The 20,657-nt window shown below is 37.2% G+C and carries 10 protein-coding genes; 3 read left to right on the plus strand and 7 right to left on the minus strand.

Going from position 1 to position 20,657, the window contains the following annotated elements; genetic code table 11:
- Positions 1–5: 5 nt before the first annotated feature.
- The 4 genes from Q0093_RS00470 to Q0093_RS00485 form a co-directional block, all read right to left on the minus strand.
- Positions 6–1,562, minus strand: a complete 1,557-nt coding sequence (locus tag Q0093_RS00470) for a cytochrome ubiquinol oxidase subunit I (protein ID WP_022602773.1) — start codon at positions 1,560–1,562, stop codon at positions 6–8.
- Between the two features lie 27 nt (positions 1,563–1,589).
- Positions 1,590–1,832 (minus strand): DUF4492 domain-containing protein, encoded by a 243-nt coding sequence (locus tag Q0093_RS00475; RefSeq protein WP_297927989.1) that lies wholly within the window; start codon positions 1,830–1,832, stop codon positions 1,590–1,592.
- Positions 1,833–1,988: 156 nt separating this feature from the next.
- Positions 1,989–2,495, minus strand: a complete 507-nt coding sequence (locus Q0093_RS00480; protein ID WP_009316473.1) for a ferritin-like domain-containing protein — start codon at positions 2,493–2,495, stop codon at positions 1,989–1,991.
- Positions 2,496–2,661: 166 nt separating this feature from the next.
- The gene (locus tag Q0093_RS00485; RefSeq protein WP_297927991.1) at positions 2,662–5,763 is read right to left on the minus strand and encodes a glycoside hydrolase; all 3,102 of its coding nucleotides are present in this window, start codon (positions 5,761–5,763) and stop codon (positions 2,662–2,664) included.
- Positions 5,764–6,493: 730 nt separating this feature from the next.
- On the opposite strand from Q0093_RS00485, the gene Q0093_RS00490 reads away from it, so the two are divergent.
- Complete coding sequence (locus tag Q0093_RS00490; RefSeq protein WP_297927993.1) at positions 6,494–10,561, plus strand: two-component regulator propeller domain-containing protein; 4,068 nt, start codon at positions 6,494–6,496, stop codon at positions 10,559–10,561.
- Between the two features lie 67 nt (positions 10,562–10,628).
- Here the strand turns inward: Q0093_RS00490 and Q0093_RS00495 are convergent, their stop codons facing one another.
- The 3 genes from Q0093_RS00495 to Q0093_RS00505 all read right to left on the minus strand — a co-directional run bounded on the left by Q0093_RS00495 (position 10,629) and on the right by Q0093_RS00505 (position 16,124).
- A complete protein-coding gene (locus Q0093_RS00495; protein WP_297927994.1) occupies positions 10,629–13,472 on the minus strand; it encodes a hypothetical protein in 2,844 nt (947 codons plus the stop codon).
- A 37-nt stretch (positions 13,473–13,509) separates the two neighbouring features.
- Positions 13,510–15,510: a hypothetical protein gene (locus tag Q0093_RS00500; protein ID WP_297927996.1), complete on the minus strand. Its 2,001-nt coding sequence runs from the start codon at positions 15,508–15,510 to the stop codon at positions 13,510–13,512.
- A gap of 62 nt (positions 15,511–15,572) precedes the next feature.
- Positions 15,573–16,124, minus strand: coding sequence for a DUF3575 domain-containing protein (locus Q0093_RS00505; RefSeq protein WP_297927998.1), 552 nt, complete (start codon positions 16,122–16,124; stop codon positions 15,573–15,575).
- Positions 16,125–16,553: 429 nt separating this feature from the next.
- Between Q0093_RS00505 and Q0093_RS00510 the strand changes: the two genes are divergently transcribed.
- Both Q0093_RS00510 and Q0093_RS00515 read left to right on the plus strand, forming a co-directional pair.
- Complete coding sequence (locus tag Q0093_RS00510; RefSeq protein ID WP_297927999.1) at positions 16,554–18,815, plus strand: bifunctional alpha,alpha-trehalose-phosphate synthase (UDP-forming)/trehalose-phosphatase; 2,262 nt, start codon at positions 16,554–16,556, stop codon at positions 18,813–18,815.
- An 8-nt stretch (positions 18,816–18,823) separates the two neighbouring features.
- Positions 18,824–20,617: a glycoside hydrolase family 15 protein gene (locus tag Q0093_RS00515; protein ID WP_297928001.1), complete on the plus strand. Its 1,794-nt coding sequence runs from the start codon at positions 18,824–18,826 to the stop codon at positions 20,615–20,617.
- The last annotated feature ends 40 nt before the right edge of the window (positions 20,618–20,657 follow it).

Raw genomic sequence — 20,657 nt, forward strand, 5'->3', positions numbered from 1 at the left:
ATCTTCTATTTTTGAACAGGTCCTTTTTTTATTTGTTTCAACATAATTCCAATCTCGGCAACAAGCAATACCGTAAAAAGAACGGCAAACATCCAGAATGTCGTCTGCACTGCAGATGTCTGAATTTTCGATACTGCAGCAAACGTAGGCATAATATCCTGTATCACCCAAGGCTGACGTCCCATCTCCGCAACAATCCATCCCGATTCCAGACAGATATATCCCAAAGGAAGAGATAAGAGAGAGATCCATAGTACCCATTTGGCCTTATCCAACTTATCTTTAGAGATATAAGCCAATATCAATAGAAAAAGCGCAATGAAGAAAAATGCTAACGTAATCATAATATGAAACGAATAGAAGACAAAAGGAACATGCGGTATCAATTGTTCCATATCGGTCACATACCCATATCCGAAATCAGAATAATTTTCTTCCAATCGTTTCCCTGCTTCTTCCATGGCAGCTTTATCTCCGGCTTTTTGAGCTACTTTATAATCGGACAATGCCTTAATAGCCAATTTCCCTCTTTCGATACGTTCTTGCGCAGAAGGGGCGATAATCACTTCTCCCTTTGCATTTTTCATCTCATACCCACCATCGATAATATCATTAATTCCCGGTACAAAACCGTCAATATGGCGAGTAGCGAGGAAAGACAAAAGTCCGGGAATTTTCACCTCGAATAAAAACGGATCGATATTGTCCGTATAACTCTTTTTTTCAGGATTAAGAATGCCGAAAGCGACCAATCCCTGTCTATTTTCTCCATGATATACCCCTTCCATAGCTGCAAGTTTCATCGGTTGTTTCTCTGCAACCTGATACGCCGACCCATCTCCGGTATAAGCAACAACAATCATTCCTATAAGCCCGACCCATGAAGCGACTTTCATACTTTTGACAGCCATAAAACGTTCTCTATTCTTTAATAAATACCAAGCACTAATACTGACAACGAATATAGCCCCGAATACCCAACCTGCAGATACGGTATGAAAAAACTTATTGATTGCAACAGGCGATAATACGACATCTGCAAAACTATCCATTTCATTGCGGACGGTATCGGGATTAAATTTCATTCCTGCCGGATACTGCATCCAAGCATTGGCTACCAATATCCACAAAGCCGAAATCGTAGCACCCAAAGTTGTCAACCAAGTAGCAGCCAAATGCATGCCTTTGCTCACCTTATTCCATCCGAAGAACATAATTGCAATAAAAGTCGATTCCATAAAAAAGGCCATAATTCCCTCGATAGCCAACGGAGCTCCGAATATATCACCGACAAACCAACTATAATTAGACCAATTCGTTCCGAACTGAAACTCCAAAATAATACCGGTTGCAACGCCAATGGCAAAATTTATTCCGAATAGAGTCATCCAGAATTTTGTCATTTGTTTCCACCGTTCATCTCCAGAACGATAATAAATTGTCTCCATAATCCCGACAATAACTCCCAGCCCCAACGTCAACGGAACAAAAAGCCAATGATACATGGCCGTCAAAGCAAATTGCGCCCTCGACCAATCTACAACAGAAAATAGATCATTCATAACTTAGACGTTTATAATTTATAGTATTTATCTGCTTTCAGGAACAGGAAACGTAAGTTCCATGCCTACATGCTCGGCCCGCTCCTCATCAGTATTGAAATTTGCATTTAAAATATTAGGGAAAAAAAACAGCTTCAGTACGAAAAACATAATAAATAATTTAATCAGAATAATTGTCCATAAGGTCTTACCCAAAGTCATATTTCTGAATCCGTCTACATAAAATCGAAATATACGAACAAATATATTTTTATTATTTATCAAGGTCATTCTCTATTCCGTATTAGAAAGCTTACGAATACAAACTTAAAAACTATTTTTCATATTCATAAAATAAATCAGGATTTTTATCTGCAAACAATATCAAAAAGACTCTGCCCGATCACTCAGACAAAGTCTTTTCTTCATCAAAAACACCCCAACATATTAAGCTTTGCAAACTTCCTGGCGGAAAATACGCATATCTTCCAACCATGACTCAATATCTTCTTCATGCTCCAATTCTTCTGCAAGAATATGAGTAGCGATATTGAAAGTCGTAAAATCTTTTCCATTAGTGAAATTAGCGATATCTTCGTATCTCTGAATGGCACATCTTTCTGATCCGAGATTCTGTTTCAATATAGCCTCAATATTAGGATCTACGGGAGGAAGATATTTACAATGAGCTAATTTAAACCATTCTTCAGGTGACAAAACCGGAGTCCCATCCAATTGAATAATTCTGTCAATCAATAGTTTTGCATGATCAAGTTCTTCATCTGCATGTTTCAATAATTCTTTTTCAATATCATCATGCATCGGACCTTTCATTACACGTGCCCCTACCCAATATTGATAATATGCCAACCATTCTTCTGCCAATGCCTGATTCAGAACATCGATCAAACTCTTTACATCTAATGTAAGAATTTCAACTCCTTTTTTTCCCATAATTCTATTTTTATTATGTAAATAAATGTCGATTTATTACTTAAAACAAATTATGAGATAAATTGTTTAGAAGTAGAAATAATAAAAGAATCCCGGAAATTCCGGGATTCTAAAAGTTCATTTAAAATTTCATTCCAAATAAAATTTTAAACAGTCTATAAAACCATTATTTCTTTATCACCTTCTGTGTATTATAACCATTATCTGTCTCTATTTTTATAACATATATACCAGCCAACAAACCCGACAAAGATAATTTACAGATTTTATCATTTATATCCGATTGCTGATAAACGGGCTTTCCGTAAACATCATATAAAGTGACATTTTTTATAGAACTCCCACAGCTAACCGTAGCTTCATCCCCAACCGGATTCGGCCGAATATGAATATCCGTATTTTTATCTTCCTCTTTTACCGTTGTAACAGAAGAAATATCTCCTGAACCCGACACAAATGTTACTACTGAAAGAGGGGGTATCGTAAACACATCGCCTTCTTTAATCTTAGGATAAGCTTTCATATTGTCATCCTCTGAAGTCACATAAGGCGTAAACTCCAAGTCTGTATTACCTGATATATTCTCTACCTTAAACGTAAACGGCCTTTTCACAGTTCTCGAATTTGTCGCAATAATTACGACTTGCTGCGTTTCCTCATTAATGTACGAAGAATACATATCGTTCTTCAACGCATCGACAACACTTAAATTATCTGACCGTTTCGCTTCCACCCGCTTCATTCCAGGACGTACGAATCGGGAATATTGACCTAATGTATAAAGGAGTTTTGTTCCGTGAATAAAACCATCATTAAGATCTTTTACTGTCGGAGCTTCAATTAAAGCAAAGCGGCTTTCTCCATAATGATCACCCGATTCAAAAGTTGTCCACCAATGCCATCCGGTAGCATTGGCTACCACCAAATCGACATGCAGCATACGGGCTAAGGAGATGGCACATTCTATTTCACTGAATCCCCCTTCTGAACCTGGATGCCCCCAACTGTACCCACCGTCTAAAAGACTGTACTCCGACTGAAAATATTCGAGTGATGGGTTTATTGCATCCATAGCTTTCCTAAAATTAACGCGAGTATCATACATGCCCTGAGCATCTTTGTCAGCCCAATAACTATGAGCAGATACGATATTAGAAACATTCGGTAATCCCGCAACCTTCATCGTCGGTTGCTCATTTCCCCAAAATTTCGGAATCTGAGTCTCTGCACTACCGAGAAAACTGGCCTCAGCAAAAGTCAACTGCGTTGTCAGTTGTTTTTCTGCGAACGCACTGCTCATCGCTTTTATCACATCCGCAATCTCTTGATCGGTGGCCGGCGATCCTTCTTGCCCCCCAGTCCAAGCATACTGCGGTTCATTCATCGGACTGATATAATCGAAATGAATACCCTCCTTATCAAAATGATCTACAACCTCTGCGGTAAACAACGCATAATCATCATATTTATCCTCTGCAAGGATATAGTTCGATCCATTGTCCTTATTATAGGCATACCCATGCTTCGTCATATATATAGGTGGAGAGTTCATAAATCCCAAAAGATCTTCCACTCCATATTCCAAAGCCGCCTTTCTAAGAAACCAGAGCTGTCCGGTCTGTCTCTCCCATGTATAAGTTCCGTCGGGGTTCAAGAAACACTCGGTACGTTTCGAATCACCCATTCCGGCATCATCGCCTTGCGTTGCCGATCCCGAACCGATATTGAACCGCCAACAAGAGAGTCCTATACCTTTCGGATTCCCATTTTCATCCAGTTCTTTGCTGAAAAGCAGTTCCGCAAGACGATTTTTCTTCGCTTCAGGCCAAAGTCGACCCAACCAATCGGCATTCCAGGCATCTGACGATCCGAAATTTCGTATTGTCTGATATTCATTTGAACAGTTAACAGTTATCTCGACCGGCGACATAAGCATCGATGAATAGTAATAGGCAACATCTTCGACATCCATCGCATAATCATCGACCATCAACTCATCATAAAGTCCTCCGGCACTCTCAGATGCCGTACTTCCACCTAAACTCCATTTATCAAAACCCAAATTATAAGGATTTACCGCTACCTTCGCTGCGGTCTGTTTACCGTTCTGATAAACGCGTATAATGATTCTGGGGGTTACCGCATGCACTACACTTATCGCATTCCATTTTCCGGACTCTAAAAGCTCACTGCCCACCGTCTCGGTCTTCTCCCCTTCTACAATAGTCTCCAAAACCACATAGGCCGCGTCCCCATCAACCTTTATCTTAAGGCCGTAGCCGTTGTTTTCATCCTTAAAAGCCCGATAAATATATTTGCCATGATCTGCATCGTCAATAGACTCTTTCTTATACAGGAAATTCAACGTCGAAGCTTCATCGGGGATGATATTATCGGAAAACTGCAACTGTCCGCCTGCTTCCAACTTTACGACCTGGCCTCTCTGTGAATCCTCTTCAAATGAATATCCTGACCCCTCGATAGCGATGCGTCCGCCTTCCTCTTTCAGATCATTATCGAAAAGGAAAGTTATAGGGCCTTCCGAAAGAGGTTCCGTTATGGCTTCTCCCGCATATATTTGAGCTACCTGGCTCGCACTCAACGGATAATGGTAGATATTGATATCATCTATCGATCCGGTATTTGGACGCGGTGAACGATCGGGATTCACACCGAAATAAAGATGTGTCAGATCCAACAAAGATATAGGAGCCAAGATCTTTTTCGAACCTACTTTCTTACCGTCCAGATAATAATTCCAAGAAGTCCCGGCAACTACCAAAGTGATATGATGCCATGTATTATCCTTTTCTATTCGAGGACCATACAACAGCTCCCAAATACCATTATTGATCTTATTGGCAGAAGAAACAATACCACTTGAATTATCATCATATATCGGCATCAAATAAATATTACTGCCATTAGTGGAACTATAAAATTCAAAAATCTGTTTCCATTGCACATCGTCATCGAAAGAGCTGCGTTTATACCAGAAAGAAAGCGACAACGTATCCCCTATAACAGGTGCAGGCGTTATCACTGCATACTGAGACTTAACTCTGTCAAATGAAAGCACCTTTCCTCGAACAGGATCATCGACGATCCTCGCCCCTTTTAGCTCCATGCTCGTATTGGACTGGTTGTCCTCCGCCGTACCTTGTTCAAAATTATAGGATGCATACAATTTATAATCCGCATAATTCTGAGCCAATAGCCAACCCGGTAAAATCAAAGCAATAAGTATCAACAGTTTCTTTATATCCATATTTCTTATTTTTAATTACTATTTCTATAAAAACTCTCATTTACAAATAATCGCCATTAGCGAAGACCCAAATATTCAATAATGTAACTACCGAAACAAAAGCGATTGACCGCCATCTAACCCTGAAATATATCATACAAACGGGATACATTCACACAACAAACTCACATTTTTTTTCATGATACAAAAATTATAGTAAAACAATATAGAACTTGCTTAACTCATACCCGAGACAAAACGGGTGCAATGTTTAAAAATCTAATATTTAAGCGAATGACTCCTACCTAAAACTCTGTTATACAAATTTATTCACTTAAATACAAAACAACGGAATAAAAATCAAGCAATAACAGACGTCAAATCATGCATATACAAATTTTCTACTTCGACATATTCTTTTTCTGTAAAATAGCAACATACCAAATCATTCAAATATAGACAGTAAATCATGCAATATATTTTTTTATCATTATCGAAATAAAATAAATTAATCGGTATATTTGTAAATTAGCGATCGAAAGGCTCAGCTCTGATTTAAGAATCTTTTTTATAAGGAGATATTCAACTTTCTAACGAATGAAAACAGAAAAACAGACCGGAAGAAAATGTAAAGATGACCTGATAATATTTTTTTATCGGAAATTTTAGACGACTGACTCTAAAACCAGAAAAAAACATCACAAATAATTATATAACACTATAATTACTTATTTTAAATGCATATAATATCATGAAAATTCTATTGATAAGTCTCGGCATTATTATTCCCACCCTCTTATATTCCCAAAACTATTATGTCAAACAATTGGGAATAGAACAAGGTCTATCAAACAACTATGTCGTAAATATTACTCAAGATAAAGACGGATTTTTATGGTTTGCTACCGAAGAAGGTCTCAATAAATTTGACGGTAGTCGTTTTATTAATTATTATAAACATACCGATCATCTCAGTGGGAACGAATTGAACTGTATTTATGCCGACCCCTCAGAACCGATTATATGGATAGCCACTCAACGAGCGGGAATGAATGCTTATAATTATGAAAAAAACGAATTAACCGTATTCACACATAATGATTCTATATCCAGCAGCCTCATAACAAACGATGTCACACATATTTCCCCTGCAAAAGACGGAAATCTATGGCTCAGTACTTACTATCGGGGAATAGAATATTTCAATAAAAATACCGGAGAGTTCATTCATTTCAATACCAACACATTACCTGATTTGCCATCCAACAATACCTGGACTGTATTAGAAGATGAAAACGGAAATATATATATCGGACATGTAGAACATGGAATGAGTATTATTTCTTTGAAATCCAAACATGTAAAGAATTTCAGACACAATCCCCAAAATAGAAACAGCATACCCGGGAACCGAGTTAATTGCATATATAAAGATAATTCGAATAACATCTGGGTAGGAACTGAAAAAGGTGCGGCCTTATTCGATCCGAAAACAGAACAATTTTTTTCTATAAGTCAATTTATAAACACACCTTCAATATCTGCCGTTTTTGATATTCGTCAAATGGATAATAACAAAATTTGGATTGCCACAGAACTGAATGGAATTTTTATCATAGATCTCAAACATCAATATTATCTGTCACAAAATACGATTAATCCAGAGCATCTTACAGTAGGAAGCGATAATTACAGTTTATCGAACTCGACAGTAAGATGTTTATTTCAAGACTCTTTTAAAAATATATGGATTGGAACGTATGGAGGAGGCATTGACTTTATCGGTCATATTCAGCCTTTTTTTAGAACTTACAGCTATTCCCCGATTAAAGAATATAAAAACAACCTCAACAACAGAATCGTATTGAGCCTATGTACCGATAAAAATAATAAATTATGGATCGGTACTGATGGCGGAGGAATCAATGTCTTTGAAAAAGGTAACCGTACAACCATTTACACTGAAGAAAACAAAAAACTAAGACACAATTCTATTACAAGTGAATATTGCGACTCTCAAAATAATATATGGATAGGAACGTTCATGGGGGGAGTGGATGTATATAATAACGAGAAAAATACTTTTTCTCATATCGACCTGAAAGAAGCTCCTACTCACGATGCCCGTTGCTTTTATGAAGATACTGAACACAACATGTGGATAGGAACTAGTTCCGGAATATTCATCGTCAATACTCAAACACGAGAAAATACATTTCACTATACTTCGGCAAATTCTTCTCTTCCCGAAAACATGATACGTAGTCTTGTTCAAGACGATAAAGGTCAAATGTGGGTCGGCACTTTCGGACAGGGACTGTCTGTTTTTACAAAAGATATGCGACCGATTGATCATTTCAATGAAAATAACGGATTTTGTTCTAATTGTATAAATCATATTTTCAAAGATTCAAAAAACAGAATCTGGGTAGCAACCGGAGACGGATTAGTCTGTTTCACCGCTAATGAAAAACGGAAATACAAAATTTATAACCGACAAGACGGCATTCACAATGCCCATATCCGAGCTATTACCGAAGACAATGAAGGGAATATCTGGTTCAGTACCAACGCCGGGATCAGTTGTTATACAGCAAATACCGAACAATTTATAAATTACAATTATTTCGAAAAAGTCCCAATGGGCAATTTTACCAGTGCAGCCGTAACGAAGGACGAAAATGGAATTATCTATTTCGGATCGATAAATGGAGCTCGTTATTTCGATCCGAGTGCCGTACTAAGTAAGCGCAAAGTATCTCGTGTTATCATTACCGAAATGAAAATATTTGACGGACAGTCTTCATACGAAAATAATAATACTATAAACTTTTATGGACAAAACAATAAAGATATAGAATTAACGTATAAACAAAATACTTTTAACTTGACATACAATATTCAGGACTATTCTCAAGCCGGTTTAGTCGATTATGCATACCGACTAAAAGGATTTGACGACTCTTGGTACACCGTTGACGAAAATACAGCATTGTTTCGCAATATCCCTCCGGGACAATACGAATTCCAAGTAAAAACTCGAATTCGTAACCAAGAATGGACTGAAGAGATCAATACTCTTCCGATATGTATTACTCCTCCTATTTGGTTATCATGGTGGGCTAAAATCCTTTATTTTATTCTTTCGGTAAGCATTATTTTCTACCTTCTCAGACTTTACAAGAAAAAAGTAGATATGCAAAGTTCTTATGAACTGGAGAAAAAAAATCATGAACAGGAACAAGAACTTAATAACGAACGGTTACGTTTCTTTACCAATATCACACACGAATTGCGCACACCGTTAACTTTAATTTTAGGCCCTTTGGAAGATTTGCAAGAAGATAAAGATCTGCTCCCACATCAACAAAAAAAGATATCAATCATTCATAATAGCGCTATTCGACTTTTAAATTTAATCAACCAAATACTCGAATTTCGCAAAACAGAGACACAAAACAAAAAACTTTGTGTAAGTAAAAATAACCTTGCCGCATTGGTTACAGAAGTCGGTCTCAAATACAAAGAACTGAATCCTAAGAAAAATATTGAATTCAACATTGCGATCGAAAGCGATCCTCTCCCCTTATATTTCGATAAAGAGATCATAACGATAATACTTGACAATCTAATTTCAAATGCTATAAAATATACGGAGAAAGGTTATATCAATATATCTCTTTATACTATCCGAAAAAATAATACGGACTATGCAGAAATCAGAGTTTCCGATACGGGACAGGGTATCTCTTCCGAAGAGCTACCTCACATTTTCGAAAGATATTATCAAGCCAAAAACGATCGTCATGTATCAGGTACGGGTATAGGGCTGGCATTAGTAAAAAATCTCGTTAAACTGCATCAAGGAGAGATTCATGCAGAAAGTATTCCCGGGAAAGGCAGCAGTTTTAGGTTTTCTCTTATTATAAACAACATATATCCGAATGCTCTTCATGCAGACTCTGAAGAAAAAGAACAAAACGATAACCTCGATACAGAATCTGCCGAAGATATTATACTCAACAGCCATATTTCCGGAGAAAAACCCATTTTATTAGTAGTAGAAGATAATCCCGATATATGCGAATATATATCTGAATCATTTTCCGATTCATTCGAAGTCATAACTGCAGAGGAAGGTGAGGCTGGTTATCGTACGGCAATCTCTCAGATCCCCGACATTATAGTAACAGATATTATGATGGCCGGTATGGATGGAATCACTTTCTGTAAAATTATAAAAGGAGATGTACGCACAAGCCATATTCCGGTTATAATGCTCACAGCAAAGGACTCTTTGCAGAATAAAGAAGAGGGTTATCTGGCCGGTGCAGACTCGTATCTGACGAAACCTTTCAGTGCGAGTTTATTGAGAAGCCGTATTCACAATTTATTAGAATCCCGTAAAAAATTGGCTAATCAATTCAGTAAAAACCTAAACATCAGTTCCGACAAAAGCATAATACTTCACGAATCCCTAAACCAACTTGATAATGAATTTATACAAAAGATCACACAAATTATCGAAGACAATCTTAAATCAGAAAAAATAGATGTTGCCTACCTTGCCGATAAATTATGCATGAGCAAATCCACTCTTTATCGGAAAATAAAAGCTTTAACCGGTATTTCGACAAACGAATATGTACGAAAAATAAAAATGCAAAACGCAGAAAAACTAATGTTGGAAGGCAGATACACGATTTCTGAAATAGCTTTCAGAGTAGGAATGAATAGTCCCGTCTATTTCAGACAATGTTTCAAAGAAGAATTCGGAATATCTCCATCAGAATATTTGAAGAAATTGAAAAGTAAATAAAAACTGAGTTTTTAGAACCTGCCTAAATTTTCTTATTGGAAAATTTAGGCAGGCTTATTTATCGGTTCTAAAAAGAATATGTCGTACCGACCAAGAGATTAGCCGCCGCATCAAACTTAGCAGAACATTTTTTTCCATCGACTTTATCTCCGAAAAACGATCCCCTCGGTTCAACAAATATACTCAATTTACGGTTTATATTGAATTTAGCCTGCATACCGACAATCGCCGTATATGTCGTTTTTGCATCCGTAGCGTTAGTCGGAAAAGCAGCTCCGACTCCCACAATTCCTATCATATCAAATAATCTATCCGGATCATATCCCGAAAAACAAGAAGTCAGATTTACTAAATAATCACTGCGTAAAGATAAAATTGTCATCTTGTCTGCATCATACCATACCGCAGGACGGAAAGTATTTGTTCCGAAAGACAAACGAACTCCAGAAATAGAATTAAACCAATAACCCAACGATACATCGGCATTAAAAGAAAGTTTATTTTTTACCTTTCCCGTACGGGAAACAACGGTATTTCCCCAAACGCCTGTACCAACTCCAGCCGAAACGAACGTTGAATTATCAACCTCGTCCTTATTTAAATATCGCTCCGCCCTATTTTTAAATTTGTAGGTCAATCCCAAAAGCAAATCTCCGGCAACTACCTGATTCCTGCGTCCATCAAATCGATTGAAATATGCCGAAATTTGAGGCTCTAAAAATATATCCAAAGCAGGAGTTACACGAAATGCCCCTTGCAATCCGGCTGAAACTCCCGGTACAAAGCGTATTTCTTTATAAAAGGAAGTCACACCCAATCCTAATTTCGCCCCTAAAATACCACTTAACGAAAACAATCTATCCGGATTATATCCTGCAGCAAGAGTACTCAAATTCAACATATAGTCGGCATCCAGACCTCCATGCACAGTAAACTCGCCACTTTGATCCTTAACTTGCTCTCCGGATAACGATAAACGCCATGCCGATAAAGGAGAAAACCATCGGCCTAATGAGATCCTGCCAACAGGTCCGACGCTTATATTCCGAAACATTTCATTATTGACATAAGTAGATATTCCACCTGAAACAGAAACAAAATAAGAAGATCCTTTTTCCCCTTCAAATAGAGAACGATTGGTCTCCCGGTCATATCCACGGAATGTATAACCGACACCGATATTTACGGTTGGAAGAACAGTCTTATACGTTGATAATCCCGAAAGAGCATCTCGATCGGCAACCCAAAGAAGATGAGGCTCGAGAAAAAGATTCCAATGAGAAGAAACATTAAACTGCGCCTGCAAACCAGCTTCTAATGCCGGATAGACTTTTTGATTCCGATAAAAAACTGAAGGACCGGCAGCTGCTATCAAATTGAATATGCGATCTTCCTTATATCCGGCAAAAACAGACGTTATATTAAACATATAATCCGCTCCTGCTATAATTGCATTGTAACGAGTAGCTTTTCCTGCAGGAAAGGCCGAACCGATTATCATCCCCGTACCATTAACCCGTAAACCGGAAATAGCAGTAAACCATTTTCCTAAAGATATTGTCGCTCTGGCGCTTAAAGCTTGCCGAGTAGAAAGTCCCAACTTAGGTCTGGAGACTATTTTTCCTAATCCCCCGCTAAGAGCAATAAACATATTATCAGAAAATACGCTATTAACGAATTTATCTTGGTTTCTGCGTATTTCCCGTTCAACCGTATTATATATTATACCAACACTCAAAGAACCTAAAGCATCCAATTTCGACACAGTCTTCCCTCCGGCTAAGCGATTCGTATAAAATGACATACGAGGTTCGACATAAAAGTCGATATCTTTCGTCAGGCGAAGATTCCCTTGTAAACCAATTCCTACACCCGGAACAATAGCCGCCTTATCCATGCTTTTCTTTGCATAAACTCCTTCTACTCCTGCAACTCCGACAACTTCAAATAAACGATTCCGGTTGTATCCCCCGAAAGCCGTATTGAAATTCAATAAATAATCAGCTCTCAGCCCAACAGTTTTTAATCGATAATGCACTCCGTTCACAGGAGCTTTCCAATCAGAAAAACCTCCATCTGCTGAGAAACGAATTCCGGAAACCGGAGTTATCCATCCTCCTATTGCAACTTGAGCAGACGGACCAAAAAAGTCGAAAATACCATTAGAAAACATTTGTCTCGAAATCAATGCACGAGTACCTACCCCTCCGGATATAAACATATTATTTCGGAAAGGACGAAAAAATGCTGTCGTAACACGTTTCTCGACAGGAATCATCTTATATGAAACCCCAAACATTACAGATCCGAAAAGATCATATTTACGCCATGAAGACCTATCATCGATATTATCTCGATAGATCGACAACTCCGGCTCGATAAACAAATCTACCAAAGGTGATAAACTGAACTTACCTTGAAACCCGCCACTCAGTCCCCACACATGGCGATAACTTGCATGACGAAACGCATTATGGTAACTAATACCCAAAATACCGACCAGTTCAAATAATCGATCCGGATTATATCGATTGGCAAATGCGCTCAAATTCATAAGATAATCCCAATTAACGCCGATAATCCCGGCTTTATTCCCAGTAAATCCATTATTAACAGACATATAACTGGCGTCTAATCCTACACGAGAACCTATAACCGGAGTAAACCATTTGCCAACATAAAAAGAAGCCAAAGGACCGACATATATACCGGAAGCTTCACGGCTCAGCTTCATATTAGCCCCTAAACCTCCTGATATGAACATATGGTCAGAAAAACGTCCGGATTCGAACTTCTCGGCTTTACGTCGCTTCTGCAAAGTATAATCCAATCCATTAATCTGAGCTTGAGTAAATCCTGATACGAAAAACAGACTCAGAACAAACAACCAGAAATATCTCGATGATGACATAGCAATATTACTTTCAATCTTTTATTTACGTTCTTTATCACAATAAATCCATCACATCCGCATCCACTTTGGCCACATCTCTTAAGGACGGATCTAATTCAAAAGCCTTTTCTATGTGATTGATCGCATCCATTACTTTATCTAACCGATTGGCCGCTATTGCCTTAACATACTCTGATCGGGCTGTTTCAGGTAAATTCTGAGCCTTTTCCCAAGCCTCGTCATTACGTTTCAATGCTAATAACAACACCACCTCGTTAATGCCACCTTCTTGTCCGAAAGTTGCCAGTGCTTCTTCATAATTGCCGTTTAACGCACGAGTTACAGACTTTAAATATTCCGAAGAAACTCCGTCTGGAATCAAAGAAACGACAGAATCAGCTTTTTCATATTTCCAATTGCTCAACAATGCTACAGCCTGATTGGTTAAGACCTCTTCAGGAGCATCTTTACTAATAAACGATTCTAAAATAGAATCATCGGGTCTACCTTGATTTATATAAAGAGCCGAAAGATTATTCGCCGCTAACATAAATTTAGGATAAACTTCAAGGGCTTGTTTATAAATCGTTTCTTTCTCTTCATCCGACTCAGCGATTTCAAACATCCGCCAAAATTCATGACGTGACAACTGCTTATAATCTTTAAGATAAAGTTCTTTGATCTCTGCATCTGTGAGAAAACGATATATCGAATAATCAAAATTATACTCTACCCGTCTCATTAAAGGCAAATAGTGCGGTACGATTACACTTCTATAATAAGGAAGCCTGATAATCGCCCGCCATTGTTTATCCGGACTATCGGGATATTTATTTACGATATTTTGTAAATCTTGAGCCTGCCCGAAAAGAGAATCTCGTCTCATCATTTCAATTGCAGTCTGCCAAGTTTCAACCTTCGAACCTGTCTGAATTTTCAAAAAATCCAGAGTCTCTTTATTCAAATGCGATAAAATACGATTTACCGCCAAATCCATACGTTTTTTAGCCAAAACAAGGTTTTTATCATGAGGTCCTTCCGGAGAAGAAACACCCAAGATAGAAAAAGTCTGTAATTTCGCATCCGGATTAGTTTCTATAGAAGACAATCGTTCTCTCAATTTCGCCAATTCCGATGCATTTTTCGGATCTCTATCATTAATATCCGCCTTACCGGGTAAAAATGAAAGTTCTACTTCCCCTCTATCATTACGCAGCTGTAATTCGGGTTTTGGGAAATAACGTTCATCCGTAATATTTTTTGCTTCCAATTTATATTCAAAAAAACGTAGCGGATTGACAAGCCCGCGAGCTATTTGAAAACTATCCGTAAATAAAATCCGGTTATAATTTTCAAGAGACAATCGAATATCGGCACGAAAATCTTCTTTAAGATTTTCGATATAAGCAGAATCATGGTATGCAACCAATTCTCCGTTCTTAGTCATTTCACTCTTACGTATATAAGGCTCTAAAGGATCGTTTCTCAAATCAAACTCATACATACGCTCCTGCGTAAGTGTATATTCTCGCCCATCTGTCACCACAGGTTTTAACAAAACACCCTTTTTACGAGTAATATTATATAATGTCGGTTGAACGATAAGTCGGGTATTGCTGGAGAACATCTCCGCAGGTACTTTAAAACGAGTTTTTAAATGAAAATAATTTCCGACAACCTCGATCTCGGAAGGCTCGAAAATAACCTTATTCTTAATTTTTGCAACGACCGAAACTTCTTGTATTTTTACCGCAGTAGAAACCAAAACAACATCAATTATCTGACGTCCTTTTACCTTTATATCTTGCCCGTCATATCCGAGACATGTAAAATTTAAAATGCCGTTTACCGGTACAACAACAGAATACTTACCATCTTCATCCGTCAAACCGACCACATTTTTCGTTTCTTTATTTATAATGGTAACCCCCGCCAAACGCTCTTCATTATTGCCCCTGACAACTCCTGCTACACGTAAATTTTGAGCAATAATATCAACTCCCGAAAGTAAGAAGATCAAAGCAGATAAAAAACATATCTGTATAAAACTTTTCATCGTGTACACTTAATTATATTTTACCACAAATACACCGCATTGTTAACACAAAACACAAAAAATCAGCGTAGTATATAAACAAAAGAGAGAGCTAACTTCACAGGAACAAGCGCCCATCCTCTATCATTGACAGATAAAGGCCGACGTTCTGTATTAGCATATTTATATTGACGGTAACGAAGAGCTCCTATCCCTACCGATGCTTCAAAATTCCAATGTTTATCGATCACTACCGCATAACCGTATGTTACACCTGCAGCGACAGCATCTCCGTAATAGTATTTACGTTTCAGCAATGCATCGTAACTGGTATAAAAAGCTGTTGCTCCTAAATAGTGCCGGGACATAGGTCTACCGAACCAATACCTTAATTCAGGTTGCACTAAAACATGCTTCAAATCTAAAGATGAACCGGGAAACCAAACGTTAAATGAAGCTGAAAGATCTAACGATAAATGATTACTTAATACAAATTCAGCACCTAAATTCGGAGAAACAGTCGCCCATTGTACTAAATTGGTCTTCAACGCCAATTTTTGTGCATATCCATTGATTGAAAACAAACAAAGTAAAATAAAACAAATTTTACGGCAATGTACAATTTTCGCTTTCAAAGAAATAAATTTAAATAAAGAATTTCACACCTAAAACTATACACACGACAATAAATTATCTTTTTATTTTAGTAACTTATTGTCAAAAAATCATGGCAAAAATACATAAATAAAATTGATTAACAATCTAAAAGCGATTTTTAGTACACAAAAATTATATTTAAAATATAATTCTATAAAACACAAAAACAGCATTTATTAATAATCGTTCACCTGTTTACAGCCTAAACTATTTTTATATTTGATTTAAACCTGCCACAATTCTACAAAACCAACTACTTTCCCCTGTCTACAACCTTTTCAAAAAGAAAAGCACTTTTTCATTTTGAAAAGGTATTTTTATAGAATAAATAACCATATTATACTAAATATCAGATATTTATATAAAACAAATTAATATATGGCATACCCTTTGCTCAATTCATAAATATGAAACTATATATTATATCAAATAGATTACCGGCCAAAGCCTGTAAAGAGAAAAACGGCACATTCATTTTTTCTCGAAGTGAAGGAGGATTAGCGACAGGGTTAAATTCTCTAAAAACCACCGACGAGAAACATTGGATCGGATGGCCGGGTATTTGTGTAGATAAAAAAGAGGACGAACAGATCATTTCAGAACAATTAGAAAAATTAAATTTTCACCCCGTCTTTTTATCATGCAATCAATATAAAAACTACTATGAAGGGTATAGTAATAGTACGATTTGGCCTTTATGTCACTATTTTTTCGCATATACAGAATATAAAAACTGTTTTTGGAAAGCTTATCAAGAAGTAAATGCTCTTTTCTGTGAAAAAATTTGCAGTATCGTATCCGCAGACGATTATGTTTGGATACAAGATTATCAGTTAATGCTGCTACCGGGCATGCTGCGAAAACGCATGCCCCATCTGCGTATCGGTTATTTCCACCATATACCTTTTCCCTCATACGAATTATTCAGAATTTTACCTGAGCGAGGAGAAATTCTACAAGGATTATTGGGTGCTGATTTCATCGCATTCCATACACACGATTATATGCGTCATTTCATCAGTGCAGCAGAACGGGTACTCAACATAGACTTCCAATTAGACGAAATTCAAATAGGAAATCGGGTTATACGTGTCGAAGCATTACCTATGGGTATCAATTATGATCTTTATCATAGTGTATCGGAAAATCCTGAAGTACAAAAAGCCATCAATCGCTTTCAAAATTTGTTCGGTAACCATAAAATGATATTATCCGTCGATCGATTAGATTACAGCAAAGGAATTTTACATCGTTTATGGGGCTTTTCTCTATTCTTAGAACACCATCCCGAATACCTTGGGAAAGTGACATTAGCGATGGTAATCGTGCCATCGAGAGATCAAGTAAATCAATATGCAGAATTAAAAACTAAAATAGACGAAGAAATAGGAGCAATCAATGGAAAATATTCAACAATAGACTGGACACCCGTATGCTACTTCTATCATGGATTTTCTTTTGAAGAATTAGCCGCTATGTACTTTGTTGCAGATATAGCATTAGTTACTCCACTGCGTGACGGGATGAACTTAGTAGCTAAGGAATATGTCGCAACAAAACAAAACAATCCCGGAGTACTGATACTAAGTGAAATGGCCGGTTGTGCAGTAGAACTAACAGATGCCATACAAATTAATCCGAACGATATTGAGGAAATAGAACAAGCTATCGTAAAAGCATTAGAAATGCCTGAAAGAGAACAAAAAAACAGAATTAATCACATGCAGGCAATTTTATCTAATCAAACTATTAACAAATGGGCTGCAGATTTTATGACCGAATGGAATGATATATGCAGCAAAAATCAACGATTCAGATTAAAGCGCATTGTAGGTCCTGTTATAAGCGACATACGATCGAGATATAAACATGCTCATAAACGCCTTATATTACTTGATTACGATGGAACATTGACCGCTATACGAAATCGTCCGGAAGATGCCAAACCCGATCCTGAACTGATAGAATTGTTGCAACAATTAGCGGAAGATAAAAAAAATCATATCGTAATCAATAGCGGAAGAGACCATCTGACTTTAGAAAAATGGTTGGGACAACTGCCTATATCTTTTGCCGCTGAGCATGGGGCATTTTATAAAGAAAACGGGAAATGGAATAAAAATATACAATCGACCGAATGGAGTCCATCTTTACTCTCTACAATAAAACTTTTTGTATCCAAAACTCCCCGTTCCCACCTCGAAGTAAAAGATACGGCATTGGCATTTCATTACCGACAGACAGACAGTTGGTTAGGAGCACTACGTGCTCAACAATTAACCAATTCTTTAATAAAAATATGCTTACAACAAAAATTACAAATATTACAAGGAGATAAAGTGGTCGAAATTAAATCTCCATATTACAACAAAGGTTCTGAAGTAAACCGCCTGCTTCAAAAAGATCATTACGATTTTATACTGGCCATAGGGGATGATGTGACTGATGACGATATGTTCCAAGCTCTTCCGGCAACAGCTGTTACCGTAAAAATAGGAACTGCATCAAAAAATGCACGATATAATCTGACTGCTCAATCAGAAGTCATACCTTTTCTCCAAGCTCTAATACATCGAGATTTATTTCAACAAAAAAATCTCGACAGAAAGGAGAATATTTTTTCTATCATGAATTTCTTCAAAAAATTACTTCCAAACAACAAACAATAAAAACAAATATGAGTAATCTGAATTATGGTGTCATAGGAAACTGCCGTACCGCAGCTCTAATCTCCGAAACCGGAAACATCGAATGGTTATGTTTCCCCGAATTCGATTCACCCTCTATCTTTGCAGCATTATTAGACCGTAAAAATGGTGGTAATTTCGGATTTCAGGTATCGAATAAATATTCTATTTCACAATCATACGTACCTCACACCAATATTCTATCTACCCGTTTTTCTTCAGAGGAAGGAGAATTCGTTGTTGTCGATTTTATGCCGTGTTATCATTCCCAAAATAAAGATGAGCATTACCGTCCTGCAGAGATTTATCGTTATATCAATCGCATTAAAGGGCATCCCCGATTTAAAATCGATTATAACCCAGCTCCAGACTATGCAAGAGGTAAAGTAATTTATAACATGACATCTCAATATATAGAAACTTATAGTTCCCAAAATAACAAAGACCGACAATATCTATATTCATCGCTCCCTTTAGAAACAATCTTAAATCATCAAGAAATCATATTAGAAAAAGATGAATTTCTCCTTTTATCCTATAATGAAAAAGTCATACCCGTCAACATCGAACGAGAAAAATTAGAATATTGCAGGACATTAGTGTATTGGCTTAACTGGATAAACCGAACAAAAAAATATTCTATATACAATGATATTATAGAAAGAAGCCTATTAATCTTAAAACTAATGTCATACTACAACGGTGCTGTATTAGCAGCTTTAACGACCAGCTTGCCGGAAGCTATCGGAGAAGTAAGAAACTGGGATTATCGTTTCTGCTGGTTACGCGACGCATCTATGTCTATCGAAACATTATTCCAAATAGGACATCCGGATGCAGCTCGTCGATTCATGAAGTTCATACAATCAACATTTGTTGCCAAACATGAATCATTTCAGATCATGTATGGAATTAGAGGCGAACGTAAATTAACAGAAATCATCCTCGATCATCTCTCAGGATACAAAAACTCGAAACCGGTACGTATAGGAAACGATGCTTACCATCAACGGCAAAACGACTCGTTCGGATATTTGATGGACCTCATTTATCAGTATTATCAATTAATGCCGGGCACTCTCGATGAAATTGAAGACATCTGGGAAATGGTTAAAAGCATTATAGCCATAGTCATCGAAGATTGGCATAAACCGGACAAAGGCATTTGGGAAATACGAGGAAAAGAACAGCATTTCGTATCCTCTAAAGTCATGTGTTGGGTTGCTTTGGATAGGGCTTCTCGCATCGCAATCATGCTCGATAAATACAGTTATAGCGAACGCTGGAAAAAAGAAGCGGACAAGATAAAATCCGACGTTCTAAAATATGGATGGAAAGAAGAAATACAGAGTTTTTCACAAACTTATGAAAATCTATATTTAGATTCTTCTCTATTATTGATGGAGCCATACGGCTTTCTACAAGCAGACGACATACGCTACCATAAAACCGTAAAAGCCGTAAAAAAAGCTTTATTTCATAAAGGTCTGATGTACAGATATAACAATGAGGATGATTTCGGGCTACCATCTTCCGCTTTCACAATCTGCACATTCTGGCTTATCCGAGCATTATACGTCATAGGTGAAAAAGAAGAAGCTCGTTGTCTATTTAATGAGGTTCTCTCCTATTCTAATCATTTAGGCCTGTTCAGTGAAGACATCAATTTCGACACAAAAGAGCAACTTGGTAATTTTCCTCAGGCATATTCTCATTTAGCATTAGTAAATACAGCAATTCTCTTCGCAGAAGAAGAAAAAAGGCTTGATTTTATTCGACCTTAAAAAAATTATGTAAATACAAACAAAACACAATCACCTACTA

This window comes from uncultured Coprobacter sp. (assembly GCF_947855755.1).
Taxonomy (GTDB): domain Bacteria; phylum Bacteroidota; class Bacteroidia; order Bacteroidales; family Coprobacteraceae; genus Coprobacter.